Source organism: Bradyrhizobium sp. 2TAF24 (assembly GCF_052115025.1).
GTDB lineage: Bacteria > Pseudomonadota > Alphaproteobacteria > Rhizobiales > Xanthobacteraceae > Bradyrhizobium_A.
The window spans coordinates 178,424-204,820 of the sequence record NZ_JBFRFW010000017.1 but is presented as its reverse complement, the minus strand read 5'-3'; the positions used below and the strand labels follow the sequence as shown (position 1 = coordinate 204,820).

The 26,397-nt window shown below is 65.2% G+C and carries 20 protein-coding genes; 9 read left to right on the top strand and 11 right to left on the bottom strand.

Features of this window, described 5'->3' with window-relative positions:
- Positions 1-39: 39 nt before the first annotated feature.
- From AB4Z37_RS25125 to AB4Z37_RS25090, 8 genes are all read right to left on the bottom strand, one after another.
- Positions 40-1,326, bottom strand: a complete 1,287-nt coding sequence (locus tag AB4Z37_RS25125; protein WP_441519472.1) for a glycerate kinase type-2 family protein — start codon at positions 1,324-1,326, stop codon at positions 40-42.
- Positions 1,327-1,719: 393 nt separating this feature from the next.
- On the bottom strand, positions 1,720-2,949 hold the full coding sequence (locus tag AB4Z37_RS25120; protein WP_441519471.1) for an ABC transporter substrate-binding protein: 1,230 nt from the start codon (positions 2,947-2,949) through the stop codon (positions 1,720-1,722).
- Between the two features lie 187 nt (positions 2,950-3,136).
- Positions 3,137-4,360 carry an ABC transporter substrate-binding protein gene (locus tag AB4Z37_RS25115; RefSeq protein ID WP_441519470.1) on the bottom strand — a complete coding sequence of 408 codons (1,224 nt, stop codon included), beginning with the start codon at positions 4,358-4,360 and terminating at the stop codon, positions 3,137-3,139.
- 16 nt (positions 4,361-4,376) lie between these two features.
- On the bottom strand, positions 4,377-5,393 hold the full coding sequence (locus AB4Z37_RS25110; RefSeq protein WP_441519469.1) for a branched-chain amino acid ABC transporter permease: 1,017 nt from the start codon (positions 5,391-5,393) through the stop codon (positions 4,377-4,379).
- Between the two features lie 2 nt (positions 5,394-5,395).
- Positions 5,396-6,274 (bottom strand): branched-chain amino acid ABC transporter permease, encoded by an 879-nt coding sequence (locus AB4Z37_RS25105; RefSeq protein WP_441519468.1) that lies wholly within the window; start codon positions 6,272-6,274, stop codon positions 5,396-5,398.
- Between the two features lie 11 nt (positions 6,275-6,285).
- Positions 6,286-6,999 (bottom strand): ABC transporter ATP-binding protein, encoded by a 714-nt coding sequence (locus AB4Z37_RS25100; RefSeq protein ID WP_441519467.1) that lies wholly within the window; start codon positions 6,997-6,999, stop codon positions 6,286-6,288.
- On the bottom strand, positions 6,996-7,793 hold the full coding sequence (locus AB4Z37_RS25095) for an ABC transporter ATP-binding protein (protein WP_441519466.1): 798 nt from the start codon (positions 7,791-7,793) through the stop codon (positions 6,996-6,998). The genes AB4Z37_RS25100 and AB4Z37_RS25095 overlap by 4 nt, the downstream gene beginning before the upstream one ends.
- A 54-nt stretch (positions 7,794-7,847) precedes the next feature.
- Positions 7,848-8,732, bottom strand: coding sequence for an IclR family transcriptional regulator (locus tag AB4Z37_RS25090; RefSeq protein ID WP_441519465.1), 885 nt, complete (start codon positions 8,730-8,732; stop codon positions 7,848-7,850).
- 171 nt (positions 8,733-8,903) lie between these two features.
- Between AB4Z37_RS25090 and AB4Z37_RS25085 the strand changes: the two genes are divergently transcribed.
- The 8 genes from AB4Z37_RS25085 (at position 8,904) to AB4Z37_RS25050 (ending at position 19,457) form a co-directional block, all read left to right on the top strand.
- Complete coding sequence (locus tag AB4Z37_RS25085) at positions 8,904-11,003, top strand: 3-hydroxyacyl-CoA dehydrogenase NAD-binding domain-containing protein (protein ID WP_441519464.1); 2,100 nt, start codon at positions 8,904-8,906, stop codon at positions 11,001-11,003.
- Positions 11,004-11,008: 5 nt separating this feature from the next.
- The gene (gene pimA, locus AB4Z37_RS25080) at positions 11,009-12,688 is read left to right on the top strand and encodes a dicarboxylate--CoA ligase PimA (RefSeq protein ID WP_441519463.1); all 1,680 of its coding nucleotides are present in this window, start codon (positions 11,009-11,011) and stop codon (positions 12,686-12,688) included.
- A 6-nt stretch (positions 12,689-12,694) separates the two neighbouring features.
- Complete coding sequence (locus AB4Z37_RS25075; RefSeq protein ID WP_441519462.1) at positions 12,695-13,882, top strand: acetyl-CoA C-acyltransferase; 1,188 nt, start codon at positions 12,695-12,697, stop codon at positions 13,880-13,882.
- Between the two features lie 72 nt (positions 13,883-13,954).
- A complete protein-coding gene (pimC, locus tag AB4Z37_RS25070; protein ID WP_441519461.1) occupies positions 13,955-15,145 on the top strand; it encodes a pimeloyl-CoA dehydrogenase large subunit in 1,191 nt (396 codons plus the stop codon).
- A 43-nt stretch (positions 15,146-15,188) separates the two neighbouring features.
- Positions 15,189-16,337 carry a pimeloyl-CoA dehydrogenase small subunit gene (gene pimD / locus AB4Z37_RS25065; protein WP_441519460.1) on the top strand — a complete coding sequence of 383 codons (1,149 nt, stop codon included), beginning with the start codon at positions 15,189-15,191 and terminating at the stop codon, positions 16,335-16,337.
- Between the two features lie 63 nt (positions 16,338-16,400).
- Positions 16,401-17,174, top strand: a complete 774-nt coding sequence (locus AB4Z37_RS25060; protein WP_441519459.1) for an SDR family NAD(P)-dependent oxidoreductase — start codon at positions 16,401-16,403, stop codon at positions 17,172-17,174.
- Positions 17,175-17,330: 156 nt separating this feature from the next.
- Positions 17,331-18,848, top strand: coding sequence for a glycerol kinase GlpK (gene glpK / locus AB4Z37_RS25055; RefSeq protein WP_441519458.1), 1,518 nt, complete (start codon positions 17,331-17,333; stop codon positions 18,846-18,848).
- A gap of 9 nt (positions 18,849-18,857) precedes the next feature.
- A complete protein-coding gene (locus tag AB4Z37_RS25050; RefSeq protein ID WP_441519457.1) occupies positions 18,858-19,457 on the top strand; it encodes a GNAT family N-acetyltransferase in 600 nt (199 codons plus the stop codon).
- 21 nt (positions 19,458-19,478) lie between these two features.
- Here AB4Z37_RS25050 and AB4Z37_RS25045 read toward each other — a convergent pair whose 3' ends face one another.
- Positions 19,479-20,414, bottom strand: a complete 936-nt coding sequence (locus AB4Z37_RS25045; protein WP_441519456.1) for a MerR family transcriptional regulator — start codon at positions 20,412-20,414, stop codon at positions 19,479-19,481.
- Positions 20,415-20,570: 156 nt separating this feature from the next.
- Here AB4Z37_RS25045 and AB4Z37_RS25040 point away from each other — a divergent pair, with 156 nt between their 5' ends.
- The gene (locus AB4Z37_RS25040) at positions 20,571-21,200 is read left to right on the top strand and encodes a glutathione S-transferase family protein (protein ID WP_441519455.1); all 630 of its coding nucleotides are present in this window, start codon (positions 20,571-20,573) and stop codon (positions 21,198-21,200) included.
- A 104-nt stretch (positions 21,201-21,304) separates the two neighbouring features.
- Here the strand turns inward: AB4Z37_RS25040 and metH are convergent, their stop codons facing one another.
- Positions 21,305-25,153 (bottom strand): methionine synthase, encoded by a 3,849-nt coding sequence (gene metH / locus AB4Z37_RS25035; protein ID WP_441519454.1) that lies wholly within the window; start codon positions 25,151-25,153, stop codon positions 21,305-21,307.
- Between the two features lie 27 nt (positions 25,154-25,180).
- Complete coding sequence (gene metF / locus AB4Z37_RS25030; protein ID WP_211966639.1) at positions 25,181-26,089, bottom strand: methylenetetrahydrofolate reductase [NAD(P)H]; 909 nt, start codon at positions 26,087-26,089, stop codon at positions 25,181-25,183.
- Between the last annotated feature and the right edge of the window lie 308 nt (positions 26,090-26,397).

Here is a 26,397-nt window from a genome sequence, read left to right as displayed (position 1 = left end):
GGCGGGGGTCGCCGGGGATGCATCGCAATGGCGCCGGGATCAGATCCGGTCCACCAGGATGACGCGCACGTCGTTGACGTTGGTCAGTGTCGGGCCGGTGATCAGGAGATCGCCGGTCGCGGCAAAGAAACCCGTCGCGTCATTGTCAGCGAGATAGGCGGCCGGATCGAGCTTCAGGCGGCGCACGGCATCGAATGTGCGCTGGTCGATCATGGCGCCGGCTGGATCAGTGGGCGAGCCCGCGCCGCCATCGGCGCCGTCGGTGTCGGCGGCGAGTGCCGAAATTCCCTTGGTTTCGGCGAAGGCTGCGATCAGCGCCAGGGCATATTCCTGGTTGGGGCCGCCGCGGCCGTGGCCGGTGACGGTGACGGTGAGTTCGCCGCCTGACAGGATCGCGAGCTGGCGCCCTTCGGCGCGTGCCTTCAGCGCCATCTGAGCGTGCGCGGCGGCGACGGTGCGGGCCTCGCCTTCGAGGTCAGCGCCGAGGTCGACCACCTCGTAACCGGCGTTGCGGGCCGCCAGCACCGCCGCATCGATCGACTCGCGGGGACGGCCGATCAGTTCGAAGCGGGCGCGGGCAAAGGCGGGATCGTCCGGCTTGCAGGTTTCGTTGCGGGGATCGTCGAGCGCACGACGGACGGCGTCGTCGACAGGCAAATTGTAGCGCGTGATGATGGCGCGGGCATCCGCCAGCGTGGAGGTGTCCGGAACGGTCGGGCCGGAGGCGATCACCGCCGGGTCGTCGTGCGGCACGTCAGAGATGCCGAGCGTGACGATCGTCGCGGGATAGGCGGCGCGGGCGAGTCGTCCGCCCTTGATGCGGGAGAGATGCTTGCGCACGGTGTTCATCTCGCCGATCGGTGCACCGGAGCGCAGCAGTGCCTTGTTGACCTGCTGCTTCTGCGCGAACGTGACGCCCTCTGCCGGGGCGATCCAGTTGGCCGAGCCGCCTCCGGAAATCAGCACCAGCACGAGGTCGTCGGCGGTCGCCTCGGCGGCCAGCTTCAGCGTGTCGTCGGCAGCCTTCAGGCCGGCTTCGTCCGGCACGGGATGGCCAGCCTCGACCACGCGGATGCGTCGCGTCGGCACGCCATGGCCGTGGCGGGTGGTGGCAAGGCCCGACAGCCGGGCCGGATCGAGCCCGAGCCGGTCGAGATAATAGGCTTCCGCAGCGGCGGCCATGGCGGCGGCGGCCTTGCCGGCGGCGAGACAGATCACCCGTCCTTTGGGCGCCGGCGGCAGATGGGCGGCGAGGACCCGGTCGGGATGGGCGGCGGCGACGGCGGCATCAAAGATCGAACGGAGCAGGGGGCGGTGATCGGTCATGCGAGGCTTGTCGGTCGGAGGGGCTGTGGAGCGGAAGGCGGGCGCGGGGTGTTAGTCCCGGGTGGGCTGGTGATCACGTGCATGGTCGGCGCATTCCTCTGCTCGCGCTGCTTGTGCGGCGCGGTGGCAACAACATGGTGTCTTGTTCTGGATTGAAAACGCCGCAGCGTTTCCCTGAAGGCCCTGAGACCTGTTTGTTGCGCTTTTCTTGGCGTCGCCCGGAACCGGGTGCAGGCGCGGACGCACCCGATCCTTAGCAGGTTTCCGGATTTTCCAACAGGGCTTCGGCGGGCGTCGGACGGGGCGATCGGGCCGGATCAGGGGCAGGCGGAAAAAAAGCCCCGGCAACGATGGTTGCCGAGGCATCGGATGCTGGTGCGGCTGCGACGGTGGTCAGCCACCCGCCTCGCCGCTCATGATCGGCCCGAACAGTTCCCAGCGTTCGCCCTTGAAGCGTTGCAACTGCACCTGCTCGATCGGTGCGAAATCGGTGGGGCTCGTCTTGATGGTGATGCCAGGCAGCAGGTTGGTGGTGGCGAAGCCCTGCAGGCTGGCTGCCTGCCTCATGACGTTATCCCGTGTGAGGTTGTCGCCGCACTGCTTGAGCACCTGCACCAGGGTCTGGGCAACGTTGTAACCGACCATGACGGATGCGTCGGCGCGATTGCCCTCGGGGAAATCCTTGGCGAGGAACTCGTCGAACGTCTTCATGCCGGGATGGTCCTTCCATTGCGGATCGAGCGCATCCTGCAGATAGGCGACTGAGATGATGTCCTGGGCGTTCTCGAAGCCGGCCGGCTTGATGACGCTGCCGATCGATGCGCTGACGTTGTTGAGGAAGTGGAGCGGCTTCCAGCCGATTTCGGCAACCTTCTTGATCGCCTGCGCGGCGAACTTCGGCGTCGTGATGTTGACGAAGACGTCGGCGTTCAGCGACTTCATCTTGACGATGTGCGAGTCGATGGTCGGCTCGGACACCTCATAGGGCTCCTCGATCACGATCATCGAGGCGGCCTTGTCGCCGAGGCCGTCCTTCAGGCCCTTCAGGTAGTCTTTGCCATAGTCGTCGTTCTGGTAGAGCACCGCGATCTTTGCGCCCGGCTTCTCTTTCAACAGGTACTTGGCGTAGATGCGGGTTTCGGCCTGGTAGCTGGGCTGCCAGCCCATGGTCCAGGGAAACTCCTTCGGATCGTTCCACTTGGTGGCGCCGGTGGCGACGAACAGCTGCGGCACTTTCTTGCTGTTCATGTACTTCTGAATCGCCGAGTTGGACGGCGTGCCCAGCGGATTGAATATCAGCAACACCTCGTCGCCTTCGACAAGCTTGCGCGCCTGCTCGACGGCTTTCGGCGGACTGTAGGCATCGTCATAGGAGATGAAGTTGATCTTGCGGCCGTTGATGCCGCCAGCGGCATTGATCTTGCGAAAGTAAGCCTCCTCCGTCTTGCCGATCACGCCATAGGCGGAGGCGGGACCGCTGTAGGGCATGATGTTGCCGACCTTGATTTCGGTATCGCTGGCACCGGGGTCGTATTTCTTCTGGGCGAGCACAGCGCCGCTGCTTGCGGTCAGGAGGATGGTGGCGATCGAAAACGCCGCCAGTCGTCGCGGGACGCAGGACATTTTTCGGTTTCTCCCTTTCGATGATGTGTCATGTCAGTCGAAGCCTCTGCCGGGCTTCTTGCGCGATATTGAATACCCGTTACCCCGCGCCTTCAAGAAAAAGCCCCCGGTGACGATGTCACCGGGGGCCTGGCGTTTTGTCGCTGTCGCTACGGATGTCGATGGCCGCGCGTGCAGCCTTGGGTTGTCAGCCGCCGATCTCACCATTGATGATCGGCCCGAACAGCTCCCACTTCTCGCCCTTGAAACGGTTCATCTGCAGCTGCTCGATGGGGAAGAAATCGGTCGGGCTGGTGTTGATCCTGATGCCAGGCAGCAGGGTGTCAGGCGCGAAGTCCTTGAGGTTCGCGGCCTGCTTCATGATGTTCTCGCGGGTGAGGGTGTCGCCCGCCTGCTTGAGCACCTGGACGACCGTCTGAGCCTGGCCATAGCCGTACACCACCGAGGCGTCCGTCCGGTTGGCGTCGGGGGCATACTTGGCGAGGAAGGCATAAAACTTCTTCATGCCTTCGTCGTTGTCCCACTGCGCATCGGCGCCATCCTTGGCGTAGGCAGCGGACAGGATATCCTGCGCGTTTTCGAACCCGGCGGGCTTCAGCACGCTGCCGACCGAGGCGCCGACGTTGCTCTGGAAGTACAGCGGCTTCCAGCCGATCTCGGCGACCTTCTTGATCGCCTGTGCCGCGAACTTCGGCGTGGTAATGCTGATGAAGGTATCGGCGCCCGATGCCTTCAGCTTGACGATGTGGGAATCGATGGTCGGCTCAGAGACCTCGTAGCTGTCCTCGGCAATGATCAGCGAGGTCTTGGCGCCGAGCCCGTCCTTGAAGCCCTTCAGCAGGTCTTTGCCGAAGTCGTCGTTCTGAAACATGATCGCGACCTTGGCGTCGGGTTTCGCCGACAGCAGGTATTTCGCGTAGATGCGCCCTTCGCTCTGGTAGGCGGGCTGCCAGCCCATCGTCCAGGGGAAGTCCTTGGCATCGCCGAACTTGGTCGCGCCGGTGGCGACGAACAGCTGCGGCACCTTCTTGGCATTCATGTACTTCTGGATGGCGGAGTTGGAGGCCGTTCCGAGCGGGCCGAAGATGAACAGCACCTCGTCGCTTTCCACCAGCTTGCGAGCCTGCTCGACCGCCTTCGGTGGGCTGTAGCCGTCGTCATAGGTCACAAAGTTGATCTTGCGCCCGTTGATGCCACCCTGCTCGTTGATCATATTGAAATAAGCGGCTTCGGTCTTGCCGATCACGCCATAAGCGGATGCCGGCCCGCTATAGGGCATGATGTTGCCGATCTTGATTTCAGTATCGGTCGCACCGGTGTCGTACTTCTTCTGGGCAAGCGCGGTGCCGCTGGTCAGCGCCAGGGCCGCGATCGCCGCCGACAGGCCGATGAAGGTGGAACGGGTCGTCATCGTCTCGGGTACTCCTTCAGGTTCTGCTCAGTTTCTTGATGGCGACTTCCAGGTATTGGGCAACCTGCCGCGCGCCGCGCGGTAGCACGAAGATCACGATGATCAACAGCACGCCGAACACCGCACCCGACAACCCCTTGGAGATGCTTTCGGCGATATTGGGGACGAACACGATGAAGGCCGCACCCGCCAGCGAGCCGGGCAGCCAGCCGACGCCCCCGACCACCATGCCAAGGAAGATCGCGATCGCGAGCTGGATGTTGTAGCCGTCCGGCGCCACGAACTGCACCACGATGGCGCCGAGCGCGCCTGCGACGCCGGTGAAGGCGGCGCTGATGCCGAACGCCAGCGTCTTGTACAGCGCGAGGTTGACGCCGAGCGCAGACGCCGCGATCTGGTTGTCGCGGATCGCCATCATGGCGCGTCCGGTGCGCGAGTGCAGCAGATTGACCGAGGCCGTATAGATCACGAGCCCGACTGCCAGCGTGAAGTAGTACAGCCACATGTCCTGCGACATCGGCAGGCCGAACGGAGCATCGGGCTTGGTGATGACGAGGCCCTGAACGCCGCCGGTCCAGTGCTCGAACACGCCGAGCTTGAGCAGTTGCGGCGTCGCCGTCGCCAGCGCGAAAGTCGCGAGTGCGAGATAGACCCCCGACAGCCGCAGCGCCGGCAGCCCGAACAGGAAGCCGAAGGCGAAGCACACCACGGCGGCGACCGGCAATGTCAGCACATAGTTGACGTTGGCGGAATCCATCAGGACGGCAGCGGTATAGGCGCCGAGTGCGTAGAACGCGCTCTGTCCCAGCGAGAACTGGCCGCTGCCGCCGGTCAGGATGTTCAGCGCCATGATGGCGATCGCATAGACCAGCAGCATGGTGAACTGGAAGATGACGAAGTTTTTCACGAACAGCGGCGCGATCAGCATCAACACCAGCATGATCAGCGAGCCGGCACGGCTCACCGTCATCGATTTCCTGGCGGAAGCGCCGACCGCGGGAGTGGAGGCAACGGTTTCCTGAGCTGCGGTCATGATCAAACTCGCTGGACGACGGAGCGGCCGAACAGGCCGTTGGGTTTCACGACAAGCACGGTGATGATCAGAGCCAGCGCGATTGGCAGCTTGAGTTCATTGCCGACACCCGGGATATAGGTGCCGACCAGGTTCTCGAAGACGCCGACCAGGAAACCGCCGATCACCGCGCCGAATGGGCTGGTAAGCCCGCCGAGTACCGCGGATGCGAAGCCGTAGAGCAGCACGCCGCCCATCATGTTGGGCTCGAGGAATACGATCGGAGCGATCAGCATGCCGGCGATCGAGCCGATCGCGGCCGCCATGCCCCAGCCCAGTGCGATCATCCAGCCGACATTGACGCCGACCAGACGTGCCGATTCCGGCACCGAGGCCGCCGCCCGCATCGCAAGGCCAATTCGGGTGTAGCGGAAGAAGATGTAGAGCAGGGTCAGCAGCAGTGCGGTGATGCCGATCATCCCGGCCTGATGGGTCGAGATCAGCTGGCTGCCGAGGAACGGCTTGGATCCGAACGGCGAGGGGAACTGCTTGATGGTGAAGTCCCAGGTCAGGCCGGCGACGCTGTTGAGGATGGCAAACAGCGCGATGAAGCCGGCGACATGGGTCAGGATCGGGGCGTTGGCGAGCGGCTTGAACAAGGCGCGCTCGATGACGATGCCGCCGGCGAACGAGATCGCCAGCGTCAGCAGGAACGCGATCCAGTACGGTACGCCCCACTGCATCAATTGCCAGGCGATGAACGTCGAGAACATCGCCATTTCGCCCTGGGCGAAGTTCAGATGATCGATCGCCTGGTAGATCATCACCACGGCGAGCGCCATGCAGGCGTAGATCGCACCGGTGGCGATGCCAGCCAGCACCTGGTTGGTGAACAGCTCCATGGCCGGCCTCCTCAGTAGCCCAGATAGGATTTGCGAATGTCTTCATTGTCGGCGATCTCTTTGGCGTCGCCTGACATCACGATGCGTCCGGTCTCGATCACATAGGCGTGGCTCGCGATCTCGAGGGCGAGCTGCGCGTTCTGCTCGACCACCAGGATCGTCACCTTCTGCTCGCGGTTGATGCGCCCGAGAATGCCGAACAGGTCGCGAACCACCAGCGGCGCAAGGCCGAACGAGGGTTCGTCGAGCAGCATCAGGCGTGGCCGCAACATCAGCGCCCGGGCGACCGCCAGCATCTGCTGTTCGCCGCCGGACAGCGTGCCAGCCTGCTGGTCGCGCCGCTCCCTGAGTTTCGGGAAGTAGCCGTACATCCGCTCGATGTCGTCGGCGATCGCCCGGGTGTCGCCGCGGGTGATGGCGCCGAGCTGCAGGTTCTCGGCGACCGTCATGCGGGTGAAGGTGCCGCGGCCCTGCGGCACATGGGCGATGCCGAGCTTGACGATGTTTTCCGTCGAGCGTCCGGCGAGAGGCTTGCCGTCGAACCGGATCGCGCCGGTCGAGCGGATCATGTTGCAGATCGAGCGCAGCGTCGTGGTCTTGCCGGCGCCGTTGGCGCCCAGGAGGGTGGTCACGCTGCCTTCGCTGAGGCTGAGCTGCACGCCGTGCAGCGCCTGCACCTGGCCATAATAGGCGCGCAGGTCCTGGATCTCGAGCATCTGGTTCATGATTCCTTGCTCCCCAGATATGCCTTGATCACGTCCGGGTCGGACTGCACGGCAGCCGGCGTGCCTTCCGCGAGCTTCCTGCCGAAGTTGAGAGCGACCACATGATCGGCGATCGACATCACGAGGCCCATATGATGCTCGACCAGCAGCACCGAGACGCCGCGCTGGTCACGGAGGCGGCGGATCAGGTCGCCGAGGGCATACACTTCCTCGTGATTGAGGCCGCCCGCGGGTTCGTCGAGCAGCAGGATCTTCGGCTCGGCGGCTAGCGCCCGGCCGAGCTCGACGCGCTTCTGGGTGCCGAACGGCAGCCCGGCGACCGGGCGATCCCCGACGTCGGTCAGGTCGAGATAGTCGGCGATGTCCCTCACGCGCTCGTCGAGCGCCTTCTCCTCGCGCCGCACCCAGGGCAGCTTCAGCATGTCGCTGATCGCATCGCTGCTGGTGCGCGAGTGGGCGCCGACACGGATATTGTCGAACACCGAGAGATTGTGGAACAGCGCGACGTTCTGGAACGTGCGTCCGATGCCGATGTCCGGAATCCGGTGCGGCTGCTGATGGAGGATGCTGCGGCCCTCCATCAGGATGTCGCCGCGGCTCGGCTGGTAGAGCCGGCTCAGGCAATTGAAAAGCGTGGTCTTGCCGGCGCCGTTCGGACCGATCAGGCCAAGAATATGGCCCTGACGCATATCGAACGACACGCCGTTCAACGCGACGATGCCTCCGAAGGTGACGCTCACGTCACGGACGGAGAGCAGGGGCGACGGCCCCTGCGACGAATCGACCAGCGTCATGCCGCGTGGCTCGCGCCCACCGGCACTGCAGCACGGTTTCCGTGATCGTGGCTGCTAGTCGATTCCCTCAACCTCTCGAGCAATTTTCCCTCCTGATTTCGGTTTCTTATTATTGTGATTGGTCGTTGGTACGACCGGATGCCCGATCAGCGGGCGCCCGGTCATCGCTTTTTCAATGTTCTGCACCATCGCCACCAGCCGGGGGCCGATGTCATTGATAAGGCGGTCTTCCGAGAATTTGAACGCCGGCGCGCCACAATTGAACGCGTATGGCCCCGTGCCGTCGTTCAGCCGCAGCGCAACGCCCGCTGCGTGAATGTCCGCATGCCACTCGCCGGCCGAAATCGCAAAACCGTGCCTTGCGACCATCTCGCCAGCGCGCTCGATCCCCTCCTTGACCTTCGACCAGCGGCTGCCGACGTTCTCCCGGATGTCCTGCATTAAGGCAGTCCGCTCGTCGTCAGGCAACGCCAACAAATAGGCACGTCCCATCGCGGTGGTCGCAATTGGCACCCTGGAGCCAACGTCGAGCAGCACGCCGACCGTGAGGTCGCTGCGGCTCTGGCCGAAATAGATCATGCTGAGGCGATCGCGGGCGCCAATCGCCACAGCGCCGCCGGTTTCCCGCATCAATTTGTCACGGAACGGGTCGGACATCTGCCGGATGCCGAGATTGGCGAGCGCCGAATAGCCCAGCGCCATGGCCGCTGGGGTCAGCTGATATTTTTCGAACCGCGGAACCTGGGTGAGATAGCCAAGCTTGGTCAACGTATAGGTGAGGCGCGAGACAGTCGGCTTCGGCAGGTTGGTGCGCGCCGCGATTTCCTGGTTGCCAAGCAGGCCGTCATTGGGGCGAAATGCGCGCAGCACGTCGAGCCCTCGCGACAGCGCGACGACAAAGTTGCGATCGGTCGCGCTCTTTTTCGCAGGTCTCTTCATCAAACTTGCCGCACCGCCCTCGTTGACAACGGACGCTCTTCAAAATAACCCTCCGTGTCAAGGTGTGAAATTGAATTCCGCAGTGCGAAATGTGATAAATTACCGCCCGGGCTGAGGAATTCGTACCCAACGCGTAACCGGTCAAGAAAAACATCGTCCGAGGAGAGCAGCGTGAGTGAAGTGGTGAAGGTTGAACGTCACGATGTGGTTGCCATTGTCACGATCGACAGTCCTCCGGTGAACGCGCTCAGCGCGGCCGTCCGCGGCGGCATCAGCGGGGCCATCAAGAGCCTCGGCAGCGATCCGCAGGTGCAGGCCATCGTGCTGACCTGCGCCGGCCGTACCTTCATCGCCGGCGCCGACATCACGGAGTTCGGCAAGCCGCCGAAGCCGCCGGGCCTCGGCGAGGTCATCTCGGATATCGAGAACTGCCCGAAGCCGGTGATCGCCGCGATCCACGGCACCGCCCTTGGTGGCGGTCTCGAAGTGGCGCTCGGCTGTCATTTTCGCGTTGCAACAAAGGACGCCAAGCTCGGCCTGCCGGAGGTCAAGCTCGGGCTGCTGCCGGGCGCCGGCGGCACCCAGCGGTTGCCGCGCGCGGTCGGTCCGGAACTCGGCGTCAAGATGGTCATCACCGGCGATCCGATCGGAGCTGCGGAAGCACTCAAGAACGGCCTGATCGAAGAGATCGTCGAAGGCCCGGCGTCGGGCGGTGAGGCGTTCGCGCGCAAGGTGCTGGCCGAGAAACGGCCGCTGCGCAAGCTGCGCGACGACGACAGCAAGCTCGCGGCGGCGAAGGCCGACCGCTCCATCTTCACCAACGCGGCCGCTGCGGCTAACAAGCGCAACCGTGGCCTTGATGCGCCGCTCGCCTGCGCCGAGGCCGTGAGCTGGGTGTTCGACGTGCCGTTCGACGAAGCCTTGAAGCGCGAGCGCGAGAGCTTCATGAAGCTGGTCGCCGGTGATCAGTCCAAGGCGCAGCGCCATGCCTTCTTTGCCGAGCGCGAGGCGACCAAGATCGACGGCGTGCCGGAAGGCACCAAGGCGCGCAAGGTCGAACGCGTCGCCATCATCGGCGCCGGCACCATGGGTGGCGGCATCGCCATGTCGTTCGCCAATGCCGGCATTCCGGTAACGCTGATCGAGACCGGCGAGGAGCAGCTCAAGCGCGGCCTCGGCATCATCCAGAAGAATTACGAGGCAACCGCGGCGCGCGGCGGCATTCCGGCGGATGCGCCGGCCAAGCGCATGGCGCTGATCAATGGTGTGGTCGGCCTCGAAAACGTCAAGGATGCCGATCTCGTCATCGAGGCTGTGTTCGAGACCATGGCCGTCAAGAAGGAGGTGTTCGGCAAGCTCGAGCAGTTCGCCAAGCCCGGCGCGGTGCTTGCCAGCAACACCTCGTATCTCAACATCAACGAGATCGCTGCGACGACAAGTCGCGCGTCCGACATCCTCGGCATGCACTTCTTCAGCCCGGCCAACGTCATGAAGCTGTGCGAGATCGTGCGCGCCGAAAAGACCGCGCCGGATGCGCTCGTGACCGCGGTGTCGATCGCCAAGCGCATCGCCAAGGTGCCCGCCGTGGTCGGCGTCTGTGACGGTTTCGTCGGCAACCGCATGCTGGCGGCCCGCAGCAAGCAGTCCGAGAAGCTGCTGTTCGAAGGCGCCTTGCCGCAGCAGGTCGACGCGGTGGTGACCAGGTTCGGCCTGCCGATGGGGCCGTTCGCCATGGGCGACCTCGCCGGCCTCGACATCGGCTGGCGCTCGCGCAAGGATCGCGGCATCAAGTCGGAGATCGCGGACGCGCTGTGCGAAGCCGGTCGCTTCGGCCAGAAGACCGGCAAGGGGTATTACAAGTATGAAGCGGGCTCGCGCGCGCCGCTGCCGGATCCCGAGGTCGAGAAGCTGATCGAGGAGACCTGCGCGCGCCTCGGCCTCAAGCGTCGCGAGGTCAGCGACGAGGAGATCCTCGAGCGCATGACCTACCCGATGATCAACGAGGGCGCGCGCATCCTCGAGGAGAAGATCGCAGCGCGTCCCAGCGACATCGATGTGATCTGGCTGTATGGCTATGGCTGGCCGGTCTATCGCGGCGGTCCGATGTTCTACGCCGATCAGGTCGGGCTCAAGCACATTGCCGAACGGCTGTCGTTCTATGCCCAGCAGACCAACGATCCGTCGCTCGAGCCGGCGCCGCTGCTCAAGCGGCTCGCGGAGCAGGGTGAGACGTTCGCGTCCTACGCCAAGGGGGCTGCCAAGGCGGCCTGATCGCGATGTCCTATCCGGGTGAGAAGTTCTACCCCGAGGGGGTACGCTGGAGCGCGCCGATACCTTTCGGCACGCTTCCCGACCTGCTGGCGCAGGCCGCGGCCGATTATGGGGCGCGGCCGGCGCTCGAATTTCGCGGTCGGCCGATCAGCTTCGCCGAACTGGGCAAGCTGGTCGATGCGGCCGCAGCCGCGTTCCTGCGCGCCGGCTGCGGCAAGGAAACGTCGATCGCGCTGTTCCTGGGCAACACGCCGGACCATCCCATCAATTTTTTCGGCGGCCTGAAGGCTGGTGCCCGCATCGTGCATCTCAGTCCGCTCGACGGTGAGCGGACGCTGTCGCACAAGCTCAGCGACAGCGGCGCGCGGGTGCTGGTCACCAGCAACATCGCGGCGCTGTTGCCGATGGCGCTCAAGCTCCTGGACAAGGGGCTGATCGATCGCCTGATCATCTGTGAGGACGAGCATTGGGGTGAGGCTCCGATCCCCAAGGTGCCCTATCCGCAGCAGCCGGCGATCGTCACCTTCCGCGAATTCGTCAGGGACGCGGTGGCGCCGGCGCAGTGGCCGGTGGTTGTTCCGGATGACGTCGCGCTGCTGCAGTACACCGGCGGCACTACGGGATTGCCCAAGGGAGCAATGCTGACCCACCGCAATCTGACCGCGGCGGTCGGTATCTATGATGTGTGGGGGACCGCAGCCCGTGCGGAACGCGGTGACGCCGTTGAGCGCGTGATCTGCGTGCTGCCGCTGTTCCACATCTATGCGCTGACGGTCATCCTGCTGCGCAACCTCAAGGACGGCAACCTGATTTCGCTGCATCAACGCTTCGATGTTGAGGCGGTGATGCGGGACATCGAGGTCCATCGCGCCACCGTTTTCCCGGGCGTGCCGACAATGTGGATCGCCATCGCTAACCTGCCTGATCTCGACCGGCGTGATCTGTCGTCGCTCGTGAGCTGCGGTTCTGGTGGTGCGCCGCTCCCGGTGGAAGTGGCGAAGGTGTTCGAGCACAAGACCGGGATGAAGCTGCGCAGCGGTTGGGGCATGACTGAAACCTGCTCGCCCGGCACGGGCCATCCGTCGGGTGGGCCGGACAAGCCTGGTTCGATCGGGCTGATGCTGCCGGGTATCGAGATCGACGTGGTCGCGCTCGGCGATCCCGGCCGCGTACTTCCGGTCGGCGAGACCGGCGAGATCCGTATCCGCGGCCCGAACGTCACCAAGGGATACTGGAAGCGGGAGCAGGAGACCGCCGAGGCCTTCATCGGCGATCGTTTCCTGACCGGCGACATCGGTTACATGGACGCCGACGGATATTTCTATCTCGTCGATCGCAAGAAGGACATGATCATCTCCGGTGGCTTCAACGTCTACCCGCAGATGATCGAACAGGCGATCTATGAGCATCCCGCCGTGCACGAGGTGATCGTGCTCGGCGTGCCGGATGAATATCGTGGCGAAGCGGCCAAGGCCTTCGTGACGTTGAAGCCTGGTGCCGCGCCGTTCATGCTCGATGACCTGCGCACGTTCCTGACCGGCAAGATCGGCAAGCACGAATTGCCGGCCGCGCTCGAATTCCGCGACCAGCTGCCGCGCACCACGGTCGGCAAGCTGTCGCGCCACGAACTTCGTTCCCAGCAGCCTTCATCTTCTTCCTCCTCCCAGACCGCAGCAACAAGGTAACCCGTTATGACCGATGCAGTGATCGTCTCCACCGCCCGCACCCCGATCGGCAAGGCCTATCGTGGCGCGCTCAACAACACCGAAGGCGCGACCCTGCTCGGCCATGCCATCGGCGAAGCCGTGGCGCGGGCCAAGGTCGACCCCGCCGAGATCGAGGACGTGGTGATGGGCGCCGCCCTGCAGCAGGGCGCCACCGGCGGCAACATCGCGCGCAAGGCGCTGCTTCGCGCCGGTCTGCCGGTCGGCGTCGCCGGCACCACCATCGACCGGCAGTGCGCTTCGGGCCTGCAGGCCATCGCGCTCGCGGCGCGTTCGGTGATCTTCGACGGCGTCGAGATTGCGGTCGGCGGTGGCGGCGAGTCGATCAGCCTGGTGCAGAACGATCACGCCAACAAATTTCATGCGGTCGATCCGGAACTGATGAAGATCAAGCCGGACGTCTACATGGCGATGCTCGACACCGCCGAGGTGGTGGCCAAGCGCTACAACATCTCGCGCGAGAAGCAGGACGAATATTCGCTGGAGAGCCAGCGCCGTACCGCGGCCGCGCAGCAGGGCGGCAAGTTCAACGACGAGCTCGCGCCGATCAAGACCTCGATGGCAGTCGCCGACAAGGCGACCGGCGCGATCTCCTACAAGGAAGTGACGCTGTCGCAGGACGAAGGCCCGCGGCCGGAGACCACGGCGGAGGGCCTCGCCGGCCTCAAGGCCGTGCGCGGCGACGGCTTCACCATTACCGCCGGCAATGCCAGCCAGCTGTCCGACGGCGCCAGCGCCACTGTGATCATGAGTGACAAGGAGGCGGCGAAGCGCGGGCTGAAGCCGCTCGGCATCTTCCGCGGCTTCGTGTCCGCCGGTTGCGAGCCGGACGAGATGGGCATCGGCCCGGTGTTCGCGATTCCGCGCCTGCTCAAGCGCCATGGCCTCAAGATCGAGGACATCGATCTGTGGGAGCTGAACGAGGCGTTTGCCGTGCAGGTGCTCTACTGCCGCGACCAGCTTGGCATCGATCCCGAGAAGCTCAACGTCAACGGCGGCGCGATCGCAGTCGGCCATCCCTACGGCATGACTGGCGCGCGTCTCACCGGCCATCTGCTGATCGAAGGACGCCGCCGCAAGGCTAAATATGGCGTTGTCACGATGTGCGTCGGCGGCGGCATGGGCGCGGCCGGCCTGTTCGAGATCGTGCAGTAAGCGTCACGTCCGGCGCGCGGCTCCGGGCCACGCGCCGGCCAACCCCATCCAAGATATTTCAGGGAGACTCCGATGGATCTCAGTTTCAGCAAGGACGAATTGGCGTTCCGCGACGAAGTCCGCGCGTTCTTCAAGGAAAGCGTGCCGCCGGCGATACGTCAGAAGCTGCTGGAGGGCCGCCACACCAGCAAGGACGACCTGGTCAACTGGCAGCGTATCCTGAACAAGAAGGGCTGGGCGGTGCCGCACTGGCCCAAGCAGTATGGCGGCACTGGCTGGACGCCTGTTCAGCAGTACATCTTCCTCGAGGAGCTGCAGGCTGCACCCGCGCCGCCCCCGTTGCCGTTCGGCGTCAACATGGTCGGCCCGGTGATCTACACCTTCGGCAACGAGGAGCAGAAGAAATACTACCTGCCGCGCATCGCCAATCTCGATGACTGGTGGTGCCAGGGCTTCTCCGAGCCTGGTTCAGGATCCGACCTCGCGTCGCTGAAGACCACCGCCAAGCGCAAGGGCGATGTCTACATCGTCAACGGCCAGAAGACCTGGACCACGCTGGCGCAGCACGCCGACTGGATTTTCTGCCTCTGCCGTACCGACCCGTCGGCCAAGAAGCAGACCGGCATCTCCTTCATCCTGATCGACATGAAGTCGCGCGGCATCACCGTGCGCCCGATCCAGACCATCGATGGCGGCCATGAGGTCAACGAGGTGTTCCTCGACGATGTCGAGGTGCCAGTGACCAACCTCGTCGGCGAGGAGAACAAGGGCTGGGATTATGCCAAGTTCCTGCTCGGCAACGAACGCACTAACATCGCCCGTGTCGGCATGTCGAAGGAGCGCCTCCGTCGCATCAAGGACCTCGCCTCCAAGGTGATGGCGGGCGACAAGCCGCTGATCGAGGACGCTCGCTTCCGCGAGAGGCTGGCGACGACCGAGATCGAGCTCAAGGCGCTGGAACTGACCCAGATGCGGGTCGTCGCCAACGAGAGCAAGAACGGTCGGGGCAAGCCGGACCCGGCGTCCTCTATTCTCAAGATCAAGGGCTCGGAAATCCAGCAGACGATCACCGAATTGCTGATCGATGTGATCGGCCCGTTCGCCGCGCCCTATGCGCCGGACGACGAGGCCGGCCGCAACGAGTTCGCCGACTGGACCACCCAGATCGCACCCGGCTACTTCAACTATCGCAAGGTGTCGATCTACGGCGGCTCCAACGAAATTCAGCGCAACATCATCGCCAAGGCCGTGCTCGGTCTGTGACCGAGCGGTTGTGGTCCGCGATCTCTGATTTGAGGATTGGCTTATGGATTTTGATCTCTCCGAGGAGCAGCGCCTGCTCAAGGACAGCGTGGACGGGCTGCTGAGCAGCTCCTACGACTTCGAGCAGCGCAAGAAGTACGCGACGGAAAAGAGCGGCTGGAGCCGCGCGCTGTGGGGCAAGCTTGCCGAGCAGGGCCTGCTCGGCCTGCCTTTCAGCGAGGAGGACGGCGGCTTTGGCGCCGGTCCGGTCGAGACCATGATCGTCATGGAGGCGCTCGGCAAGGCGCTGGTGCTCGAGCCGTATCTGGCGACCGTGGTGCTGGGCGGCGGTTTCCTGCGCCATGGCGGCTCGGCGGCGCAGAAGGCGGCCTACCTGCCGTCGATCATCGACGGCTCGAAGACGCTGGCGTTTGCGCAGCTCGAGAAGAATTCGCGCTATGACCTCGGCGACGTCACCACGACGGCGAAGAAGAACGGCGCCGGTTATGTCATCGACGGCGAGAAATTCGTCGTGATCCATGGCGACACCGCCGACACCCTGATCGTGACCGCCCGCACCAAGGGCGGCCGGCACGACCGCGCCGGGGTCGGTGTGTTTCTGGTGCCTGCGAACGCCAAGGGCGTCAGCATCAAGGGCTATCCGACCCAGGACGGCCTGCGTGCCGCCGACATTACCTTCTCGGGCGTCGAGGTCGGCGCCGATGCGGTGATCGGCGATGCCGAGAACGGCCTGCCGCTGATCGAGCGGGTGGTGGACGAGGCCCGCATCGCGCTGTGCGCCGAGGCGGTCGGGGCGATGGAGGAATCGCTCAAAACCACGGTCGAGTACCTCAAGACCCGCAATCAGTTCGGGGTCGCGATCGGCACCTTCCAGTCGCTGCAGCACCGTGCATCCGACATGTTCGTGGCGCTGGAGCAGGCCCGCAGCATGTCGTACTTCGCGACCATGGCGGGCACCTACACCGATCCGAAGGAGCGGGCGACGGCCGTGGCCGCCGCCAAGGTGCAGATCGGCCGTTCGGCGCGCTTCGTCGGCCAGCAGTCGATCCAGCTTCATGGCGGCGTCGGCATGACCATGGAGTTCAAGATCGGCCACTACTTCAAGCGGCTGACCATGATCGAGAGCCTGTTCGGCGATGCCGACTATCACCTGCGCCGCGTCAGCGATCAGGGTGGCCTGCTCAACGACTGAGGCGCTACCGCACACCACGACACGACGGGGCGGCTTCGCCCCGTCGCCACAGTTGGGGATGCCATGCAGGGAACGCCGTTCGATCTGACCGGCAAGGTCGCCATTGTCACTGGCTCGAGCCGCGGCATCGGCCGCGCCTCGGCTGAGCTGTTGGCGCAGATGGGCGCCAAGGTGGTGATCTCGAGCCGCAAGGCCGACGCCTGCGAGACGGTCGCCGCGGGCATCGTGGCCGCCGGCGGCGACGCCCATGTCATTCCCTGCAACATCAGCCGCCGCGACGAGGTCGCGGCGCTGGTCGCCGACACGCTGTCGCACTATGGCCGGCTCGACGTACTCGTCTGCAATGCGGCGGTCAATCCGTATTACGGCCCGCTGCTCGACATCAGCGACGAGGCGTTCGACAAGATCATGGGCGCCAACGTCAAGAGCAACATCTGGCTCTGCGGACTTGCCGTTCCATGCATGGCCGCCCATGGCGGCGGCTCCGTCGTCATCATCTCCAGCATTGGCGGCCTGCGCGGCTCGACCGTGATCGGGGCCTACGGCATCTCCAAGGCGGCGGACTTCGCGCTGTGCCGTAGCCTCGCCGGCGAGTGGGGGCCGAAGAACGTGCGGGTGAACTGCATCGCGCCCGGCCTTGTGAAGACCGACTTTGCCCGCGCGCTGTGGGAGAACGAGGACGTCCTCACGCGCCGCACGGCGACGACGCCGCTGCGCCGGATCGGCGAGCCCCACGAGATCGCCGGCGCGGTCGCCTATCTCGCGTCCGATGCGTCCACCTTCATGACCGGGCAGACCATCGTGATCGATGGTGGCGTGACCACCGCGTCGGTCTGAGCAGCCCGTCCGGGTCAGATCGGGAGGAAGGCCCCCGCGCGGGGCCTTTGTTTTGTCCGGCCGCCTTGACGGCGGCGGCGACAATCGCTTTGTTTGCGCTCAAAGCGCCAAGTGAAAGCCAAGCGCAGATCAACCGAACGCAAGCGAGGAAACGTCATGGCCTCCCATATTCTGGCGATCGATCAGGGCACGACGTCGTCGCGCGCCATCGTGTTCCGCGCCGACATTTCCATCGCCGCCCAGGCCCAGCAGGAATTCCCCCAACACTTCCCCGCCTCGGGCTGGGTCGAGCACGAGCCCGAGGACATCTGGACCTCGACGCTCGCGACCTGCCGCGAGGCGCTGCTCAAGGCCGACCTGCTGGCCTCGGACATCGCCGCCATCGGCATCACCAACCAGCGCGAGACCACGGTGGTGTGGGACCGCGCTACCGGGCAGGCCGTCCACCGCGCCATCGTCTGGCAGGACCGCCGCACCGCCGAGATCTGCACCCGCCTCAAGGGCGAGGGGCATGAGCCGCTGGTGATGGAGAAGACCGGGCTGATCATCGATCCCTACTTCTCCGGCACGAAGGTGGCCTGGATCCTCGATCATACCCCCGGCGCGCGGGTGCGAGCCGAGCGTGGCGAACTGCTGTTCGGCACCATCGATTGCTACCTGCTGTGGCGCCTCACCGGCGGCCGGGTGCATGCGACCGACGCGACCAATGCCTCGCGCACGCTGATGTTCAACATCCATACCGGCGTGTGGGACGACGATCTCCTGAAGATCCTGCGCGTACCGCGCTCGATGTTGCCGGAGGTCAAGGATTCGTCGGCGCTGTTCGGCGAGACCACGCCGGAGCTGTTCGACGGCGTGATTGCCATCCGCGGCATCGCCGGCGACCAGCAGGCCGCGACCATCGGCCAGGCCTGCTTCACCCCGGGCATGATGAAGTCGACCTATGGCACGGGCTGCTTCGCATTGCTCAACACCGGCACGACACCGGTCGCCTCCAAAAACAAGCTCCTGACCACGGTGGCCTATCAGCTCAACGGCAAGCGCACCTATGCACTCGAAGGCTCGATCTTCGTGGCGGGATCGTCGGTGCAATGGCTGCGCGATGGGCTGCGCATCATCAAGAGTGCGGCGGAGACCGGGCCGCTGGCGGACCAGTCCGATCCGATGCAGTCGGTCTATCTCGTGCCGGCGTTCGTCGGTCTCGGCGCGCCGTACTGGAATCCGCGGGTGCGCGGCGGCCTGTTCGGCCTGACCCGCAACACCGGGCCGGCCGAGATCGCCCATGCGGCGCTGGAGAGCGTCTGCTACCAGACCTACGATCTGTGGGCGGCGATGCGCGCCGACTGGCCGGAGGCCACCGAGGCGAGCACGGTGCTGCGCGTCGACGGCGGCATGACCGCGTCGGACTGGACCATGCAGCGCCTCGCCGATTTGCTCAACGCGCCGGTCGACCGGCCGATGATCCAGGAGACGACCGCGCTCGGCGCGGCCTATCTCGCGGGCCTCGGCGCCGGGGTCTATCCGGAGCCGGCGCGCTTTGCCGACAACTGGCGCCTCGAGCATCGCTTCAAGCCGAACATGAGTGACGCGACGCGGGAACGCAAGCTCAAGGGCTGGAGCCGTGCGGTGAGGGGGCTGCTCGCCAGCGATCCCGGCGAGGACGACCTGGCATAGCCCGGCGCCATGCTCGCGGACCACTATCACGACCTGCCCGCCCGCAAGATCGCCGCGGTGGTGACGCATCTCGAGATGCATGCGCTGCCGCCGCTGCATCGTGGACCCGAGGGCGACTGGTCGCTGCGGCGGGTGGTCTCGCCCGACCTCGCCTGGTTTCGTGCGCTGTATCGCCGGATCGGCGAAAACTGGCTGTGGTATTCCCGCCTCGTTATGCCGGATGCAGATCTCGCGGCGATTCTCCGCTCGCCTCAGGTCGAGGTGTACGCGCTGGAGAGCGAGGGCCACGATGAAGGGCTGCTGGAGCTCGACTTTCGCACCCCGGGCGACTGTGAGCTGGCGTTCTTCGGTGTCACAGCGCCGCTGATCGGCAGTGGCGCTGGGCGCTGGCTGATGAACCGCGCGCTGGAGCGCGCCTGGTCGGCGCCGGTCTCGCGGGTCTGGGTGCACACCTGTTCCTTCGATCATCCCTCGGCGCTGGCGTTCTACCAGCGCTCCGGCTTCCTGCCGTTCCGGCGTCAGATCGAGATCGTCGACGATCCGCGTCTCGCAGGCATCCTGCCGCTCACGGCAGCGCCGCATGTGCCGGTGATCGGCACGCCGCGCTGACCTCTGGGCGAGCCGCTGCCGCTAGCTGCTGTGCCCGAGGTGATGGCCCATGGCCTCGACGATCCAGCGCCAGGCGTCGCCGGTATGGCTGGCGGCGTCATCGCCACGCAGGATCGCCATCAGGTCCTGATAGCGCGCCGAGCGCGCGTGGTGGGTTCGATACTGCGACAGCTGCCAGTCGAGGAACGCGGCGTCGGGCGTCCGCTTCATCGCCGCCGCCGATTGCGCCAGCCAGTCCTGGGCGATCACCCGCCCGGTCTCCGATTGCGGCGCCTGTCCTGCGGCGATCGCTTCGTGGACGCGGGCGAACGTGGCATCGGACGCGGCAGCATAGGCTGCTGCATCGAAGGCGCCATCCCACATCTGCGCCATGCCGGCCTTGGCGGCGTCAACATAGCTGGTGTCGGCAAGCATCGCCTGAAGCTCGGTCCAGGCATCGATCTGCGCCGGCGTCGGATGGTCGGGCAGGTCGGGCGTCGCGGCATCGATCATCTGCTGACGCCAGGCCGGGTCGATCTGCAGGCCGCTGGCCGCCTGGTCGTAGAATCGCTCGACGGCGGTGCGGAATTCGGCATGAGATAAGCTGGTCACGGTCCATAGTCTCCTGAGGTCGTGGTGGGTCGGGTCATCGGCTTTCAAGGCCGCTCGCAGGACGTTCGCGATGCGGCGTTTTGCTCGGATCTCGGCTTCGAGGGCATCGAGGCGCAGCCGCAGCACGTCCCCGAGGGCGATGTGCTGTGACTGCAGCTTGCGAATGTCGTCGAGCGATACACCGGCCTCGCGCAGCGCCAGGATCAGGTCGAGACGGGCGAGATCGGCGTCGGCATACATCCGGTAGCCGCTGTCCGCCCGACCGGTCGGTGGCAGCAGTCCCTCGTCCGAATAGAAGCGGAGGCGGCGGACGGAGACGCCGCTGAGCTTCGACAGCTCGCCGATGGAGTAGGTTCGTCCGTGCATGGAGGCGTTCTACCGGCTCCAGCAGGTGGAGAGTCAAGCGTGCTTCTGGGGGAAGGTGGTTCGGAATGCGTGCGGATCAGATCTGCGGACCGGGCGACTAGGAAGCCGCCTGTGATTTTGGCATCCTCGGCAGGTCGATGTGCTGGAGGTGTGCCCGTGATCCTGATCGGACAATACGATTCCCCGTTCGTGCGTCGCGTGGCGATTGCGCTGCGCCTTTATGGTCTGTCTTTCGAACACCGGCCGTGGTCGACCTTCGGCGACGCCGACAAGATCGCACCGTTCAATCCGTTGCGCCGGGTTCCGACGCTGGTGCTGGACGATGGCGAGGTGCTGATCGAGAGTGCTGCGATCCTCGACTATCTCGACGAACTGGCAGGACCGGGACGGGCGATGCTGCCGGAGCACGGCGCGCCGCGGCGGCAGGCGCTCAGGGTCTGCGCGCTGGCCACCGGTCTTGGCGACAAGGCGGTCGCGCTCGTCTATGAGCGCGTGCTGCACAAGGAACGCTCGGAGCTGTGGCTCGCGCGCTGCCGGACCCAGATCGCGGCGGTGCTCGATGTGCTGGAAAAGGATCGTGCCGGCCGCGTGTCACCGTGGTGGTTCGGGCCTCGGGTCGGACACGCCGATATTGCGGTCGGCTGCGCGCTCCGTTTCACGCGCGAGGCGCATCCCGGCGTCGTCGATGTCGCGCACTGGCCCGCGCTCGCCGCCCATGCAACGGCCTGCGAGGCGTTGCCTGAGTTCAAGGAGATCGTGCAGCCGTTCCAGCCGCCGGGCGATTAGTTTCTCGTCTCTGCCTGGGACGACGCGTTTCGTCTCGCTCGAATACAAGATTGGCCGGGCAGAGGCCCGGCCATCTTGGCGTCGATCGGATCGGTCGGGGCGCGTTACGCCCGCGCCGCCTTCTTGCGGTACTGCAGATGGAACGCGCAGGCGCAGCCCGGCGGGTGGCTCTGCACGTCGCCGTCCGTCGTGGCGGCCTCGCCGCCAGCCGGCGCGGGATTGGAGTTTGCCGTCGGAATGTAGTTCAGCACCGGCGCCAGCCAGCGCTCGGCTTCAGCCACCTCCCAGCCCTTGCGGGCGGCGTAGTCCTCGACCTGGTCGCGCTCGATCTTGCCGACGCCGAAATAGAAACTTTCGGGATGGCTGAAATAGAGCCCGGACACCGACGATCCCGGCCACATCGCAAAGCTTTCCGTCAGCTTGACGCCGGCGGTGCGCTCGGCGTCGAGCAGATCGAACAGCGTACCCTTCTCGGTGTGGTCGGGCTGCGCCGGATAGCCGGGCGCGGGACGGATGCCGGCATACTGCTCGAGGATCAGCTCGCTGTTGCTGAAGCCTTCATCCGGTGCATAGCCCCAGAATTCCTTGCGCACGCGCTGGTGCATGCGCTCGGCGAAAGCTTCCGCGAGGCGGTCGGCGAGCGCCTTGACCAGGATCGAGGAATAGTCGTCGTTGGCACGCTTGAAGCGGTCGGCGATGGCATCCTCGCCGAGGCCGGCGGTGACGACGAACGAGCCGATGTAGTCGGGCACGCCGCTGTCGCGTGGCGCGATGAAGTCCGACAGTGCGACGTTGAAGCGGCCTTCGCGCTTCTCCAGTTGCTGGCGCAGGGTATGGTAGGTCGCGATCGGCGTGGTGCGGTTCTCGTCGGCGTAGACCTGAATGTCGTCGCCAACCGCGTTGGCCGGCCAGAAGCCGATGGTGGCGGAAGCCTTGAACCACTTCTCGTCGACGATCTGCTTCAGCATGCGCTGGGCGTCTTCATAGAGCGAACGCGCCACCGGTCCTGCCTTGGGGTCGTCCAGGATTGCCGGGAAGCGGCCCGTCAGCTCCCAGGTCTGGAAGAACGGCGTCCAGTCGATGTAGTCGACGAGCTCCGCCAGTGGATAGTCGGTGAAGCTCCTGGTGCCGATGAAGGACGGCTTTTTCGGCGAGACCTTCGACCAGTCGATCTTCATGCCGTTGTCGCGCGCCTGCTTCAGCGACAGGCGCTTCTTGTCGGCCTGCGCCCGGGCGTGGGCCGTCGAGATCTTCAGATACTCCTGGCGGATGTCGGCGGCATAGGCCTCCCGCCTGTCCGGCGACAGCAGCGACGAGGCGACGCCGACCGCGCGGCTGGCGTCGTTGACATGGACCACCGGCCCGCGGGTGTAGTTCGGGTCGATCTTCACCGCGGTATGGACGCGGCTGGTGGTGGCACCGCCAATCAGGAGCGGCATGTCGAGGCCGTTGCGCTGCATCTCGGCCGCGAGGTGGCACATCTCGTCAAGCGATGGCGTGATCAGGCCCGACAATCCGATGATGTCGGCCTGCTCGGCCTTCGCCGTTTCAATGATCTTCGCCGCCGGCACCATGACGCCGAGGTCGATGACCTCGAAGTTGTTGCACTGGAGGACGACGCCGACGATGTTCTTGCCGATGTCGTGCACGTCGCCCTTCACGGTGGCGAGCACGATCTTGCCGGCCGAGTTGCGGCCGACGCTGCCGCCTGCCGCCTGTTCGCGCGCCTTCTCTTCTTCCATGAACGGCAGCAGGTAGGCGACGGCCTGCTTCATGACGCGCGCGGATTTCACGACCTGCGGCAGGAACATCTTGCCATCGCCGAACAGGTCGCCGACGACGTTCATGCCCGACATCAGCGGGCCTTCGATGACGCTGAGCGGGCGGTCGGCGGCGAGCCGCGCCTGCTCGGTGTCCTGCTCGATGAATTCGGTGATGCCATGTACCAGCGCATGCGACAGGCGCTTGTCCACCGGCCACTCGCGCCAGGCAAGGTCGGCTTCCTTGACCTGCTTCTCCTGTCCCCGGAATTTCTCGGCCAGCGCCAGCAGCCGCTCGGACGCGCCGGAATCGCGGTTGAGGACGACATCCTCGCAGACCTGGCGCAGCTCCGGATCGAGGTCGTCGTACACCGCCATCTGGCCGGCATTGACGATGCCCATGTCCATGCCCGCCTTGATGGCGTGATACAGGAACACCGAGTGCATCGCCTCACGCACCGGCTCATTGCCGCGGAACGAGAACGACAGGTTGGAGACGCCGCCGGAGATGTGGGCGCGGGGCAGGTTCTGGCGGATCCAGCGTGTCGCCTCGATGAAGTCGACGCCGTAATTGTTGTGCTCCTCGATACCGGTGGCGATCGCGAACACGTTGGGGTCGAAGATGATGTCTTCCGGCGGGAAGTTCAGCCGCTCGACCAGCAGGTCGTAGGCGCGCTTGCAGATCTCGATCTTGCGCTCGTAGGTGTCGGCCTGGCCCTTCTCGTCGAACGCCATCACCACCACGGCGGCGCCGTGGCGGCGCGCGATGGTGGCTTCGTGGATGAACTTGTCCTCGCCTTCCTTCATCGAGATCGAGTTGACGATCGGCTTGCCCTGGACGCACTTCAGGCCGGCCTCGATGACGTGGAATTTCGAGGAGTCGATCATCACCGGCACGCGGGCGATGTCGGGCTCGGAGGCGACGAGGTTGAGGAAGGTGATCATCGCCTGCTCGGAATCGAGCAGGCCTTCATCCATGTTGACGTCGATGACCTGGGCGCCGTTCTCGACCTGGTCGCGTGCCACCTGCAGCGCGGCGGTGTAGTCACCGTTGGTGATCAGCTTGCGGAAGCGTGCCGATCCCGTGACGTTGGTGCGCTCGCCGACGTTGACGAACGGGATGGCCGACGTCAACGTGAACGGCTCGAGGCCGGAGAGACGCAGCTGCGGCTCGATTCCAAGAATCTGGCGCGGCGCATGCGGCGCCACCGCCGCGGCGATTGCGGCGATGTGCGCCGGCGTGGTGCCGCAGCAGCCGCCGACGATGTTGACAAGGCCGGAGGCGGCGAACTCGCCGACCAGGCCGGCCATGAATTCAGGGCTTTCGTCGTACTGGCCGAACTCGTTGGGCAGGCCGGCGTTCGGATAGGCGCAGACCAGCGTATCGGCGACACGGCCGATGTCGGCGATGTGGGCACGCAGGTCCTCGGCGCCGAGCGCGCAGTTGAATCCGATGGTCGCGGGGTTGGCATGACGCACGGAATGCCAGAACGCCTCGGGCATCTGGCCGGACAGCAGGCGGCCGGATTTGTCGGTGATGGTGCCCGAAATCATGATCGGCACCTGGATGCCGCGCGTCTCGCAGATCTCGGCGATGGCGTACAGCGCCGCCTTGGCGTTCAGCGTGTCGAAGATGGTCTCGACCAGCAGGATGTCGGCGCCGCCGTCGAGCAGGCCATTGATCTGCTCGCTGTAGGCGATGCGCAGGTCATCGAAGGTCACGGCGCGGTAGCCGGGATTGCTGACGTCGGGCGAGATCGATGCGGTGCGGTTGGTTGGACCGAGGGCGCCGGCGACGAAGCGCGGCTTGCCGTCTTCGGCGCTGACCGTTTTTGCGGCGGCGCGCGCGAGACGGGCGCCTTCGCGGTTCAGCTCGTAGGCGAGGTCGGCGAGGTCGTAGTCGGCCTGGGCGATCGAGGTCGACGAGAAGGTGTTGGTGGCGACGATGTCGGCGCCGGCGCGCAGGTACTGCGCGTGGATGTCCTCGATCGCGTCCGGCTGAGTCAGGATCAGGAGGTCGTTGTTGCCGCGCAGGTCGCGATGGAAATCCCTGAACCGCTCGCCGCGAAACGCCGCTTCGTCGTACTGCAGCGCCTGGATCATCGTGCCCATGGCGCCGTCGAGCACCAGGATGCGTTCGGCGGCGAGCTGGCGCAGGCGAGTTTCGGTCTCGGAGCGAACGGGCGCGGTCATGTCGGACTCATACAAAAGGTTTCGGGGTCAGGCCGCCTGCTGCTGCGACGGGCGCAGGCCGAGCAGGTGGCTGATGGCAAACACCAGGTCGGCGCGGTTCATGGTGTAGAAGTGGAAGGTGTCGATGCCCTGCTTGGCGAGCTTCTGCACCTGGCCGGCAGCGACGGTTGCCGCCACCAGCTTGCGGGTCTCCGGATCGTCGTCCAGCCCGTCGAACTTTGCCGCCAGCCAGTCCGGCACGGTGGTGCCGGCACGGGTCACGAAATTGCGCGCCTGCTTGAAATTGTGCATCGGCATGATGCCGGGCACGATCGGGATGTCGATGCCGCGGGCACGCACGCGGTCGACGAAGCGGTAGTAGAGATCGTTGTCGAAGAACACCTGGGTGATGGCGCGCGTCGCACCGGCGTCGACCTTGGCCTTGAGACCGTCGATGTCGGCGTCGAAGGTCGGGCTCTCCGGATGCTTTTCGGGATAGGCCGAGACCGAGACCTCGATGTCGGGGTGCCGGCGCTTGATGCCGGCGATCAGCTCGGACGATGTCTGGTAGCCATCCGGATGCGCAATGAACGGGGTGCCGATGCCCGCGACCGGGTCACCGCGCAGGGCGACGATGTGGCGGACGCCGATCTCGTGATAACGGTCGACGATCTCGTCGATCTCGCCGCGCGGTGCGCCGACGCAGGTCAGGTGCGCGGCCGGCAGCAGGTCAGTCTCGTTGAGAATGCGGGCGATGGTCGCGTGGGTGCGCTCGCGGGTCGAGCCGCCGGCGCCATAGGTGACGGACACGAAGGTCGGCTGCAGCGGGGCGAGCCGCTTGATGGTGTCCCACAGGTTCGTTTCCATCTCCGCCGTCTTGGGCGGGAAGAACTCGAACGAGATACGGGGGAGTTTGGCGGCGGGGCCGCCGCTGGCGGTCGGCGCAGTCTCACTCATTGTGTTTCGAACTCCACGCAACTTATGATAGCGGCCGCGTCATGCGCGCCGGGCTGTTGCCATGTGGGTCGCAAACATAGGCCAAGGGACCGGCCGCGCCCAGCCCATTGAGGGCCCCATTTCCGTGGGAATTTTCCCACCATAGCCCATTATTCGTAGAATACGTGAGGTGATATCAAGGCTTGTGGGACGGTTCTCGAACGAGCTGTCCGCTGATTGTGATTCAGTTAAACTTATATTATAAAAGAGGAATATCTCGTGGTGAAAGGTGCCTGTTGCATTTCTTGAAGGTGGGCACACTTCGAATT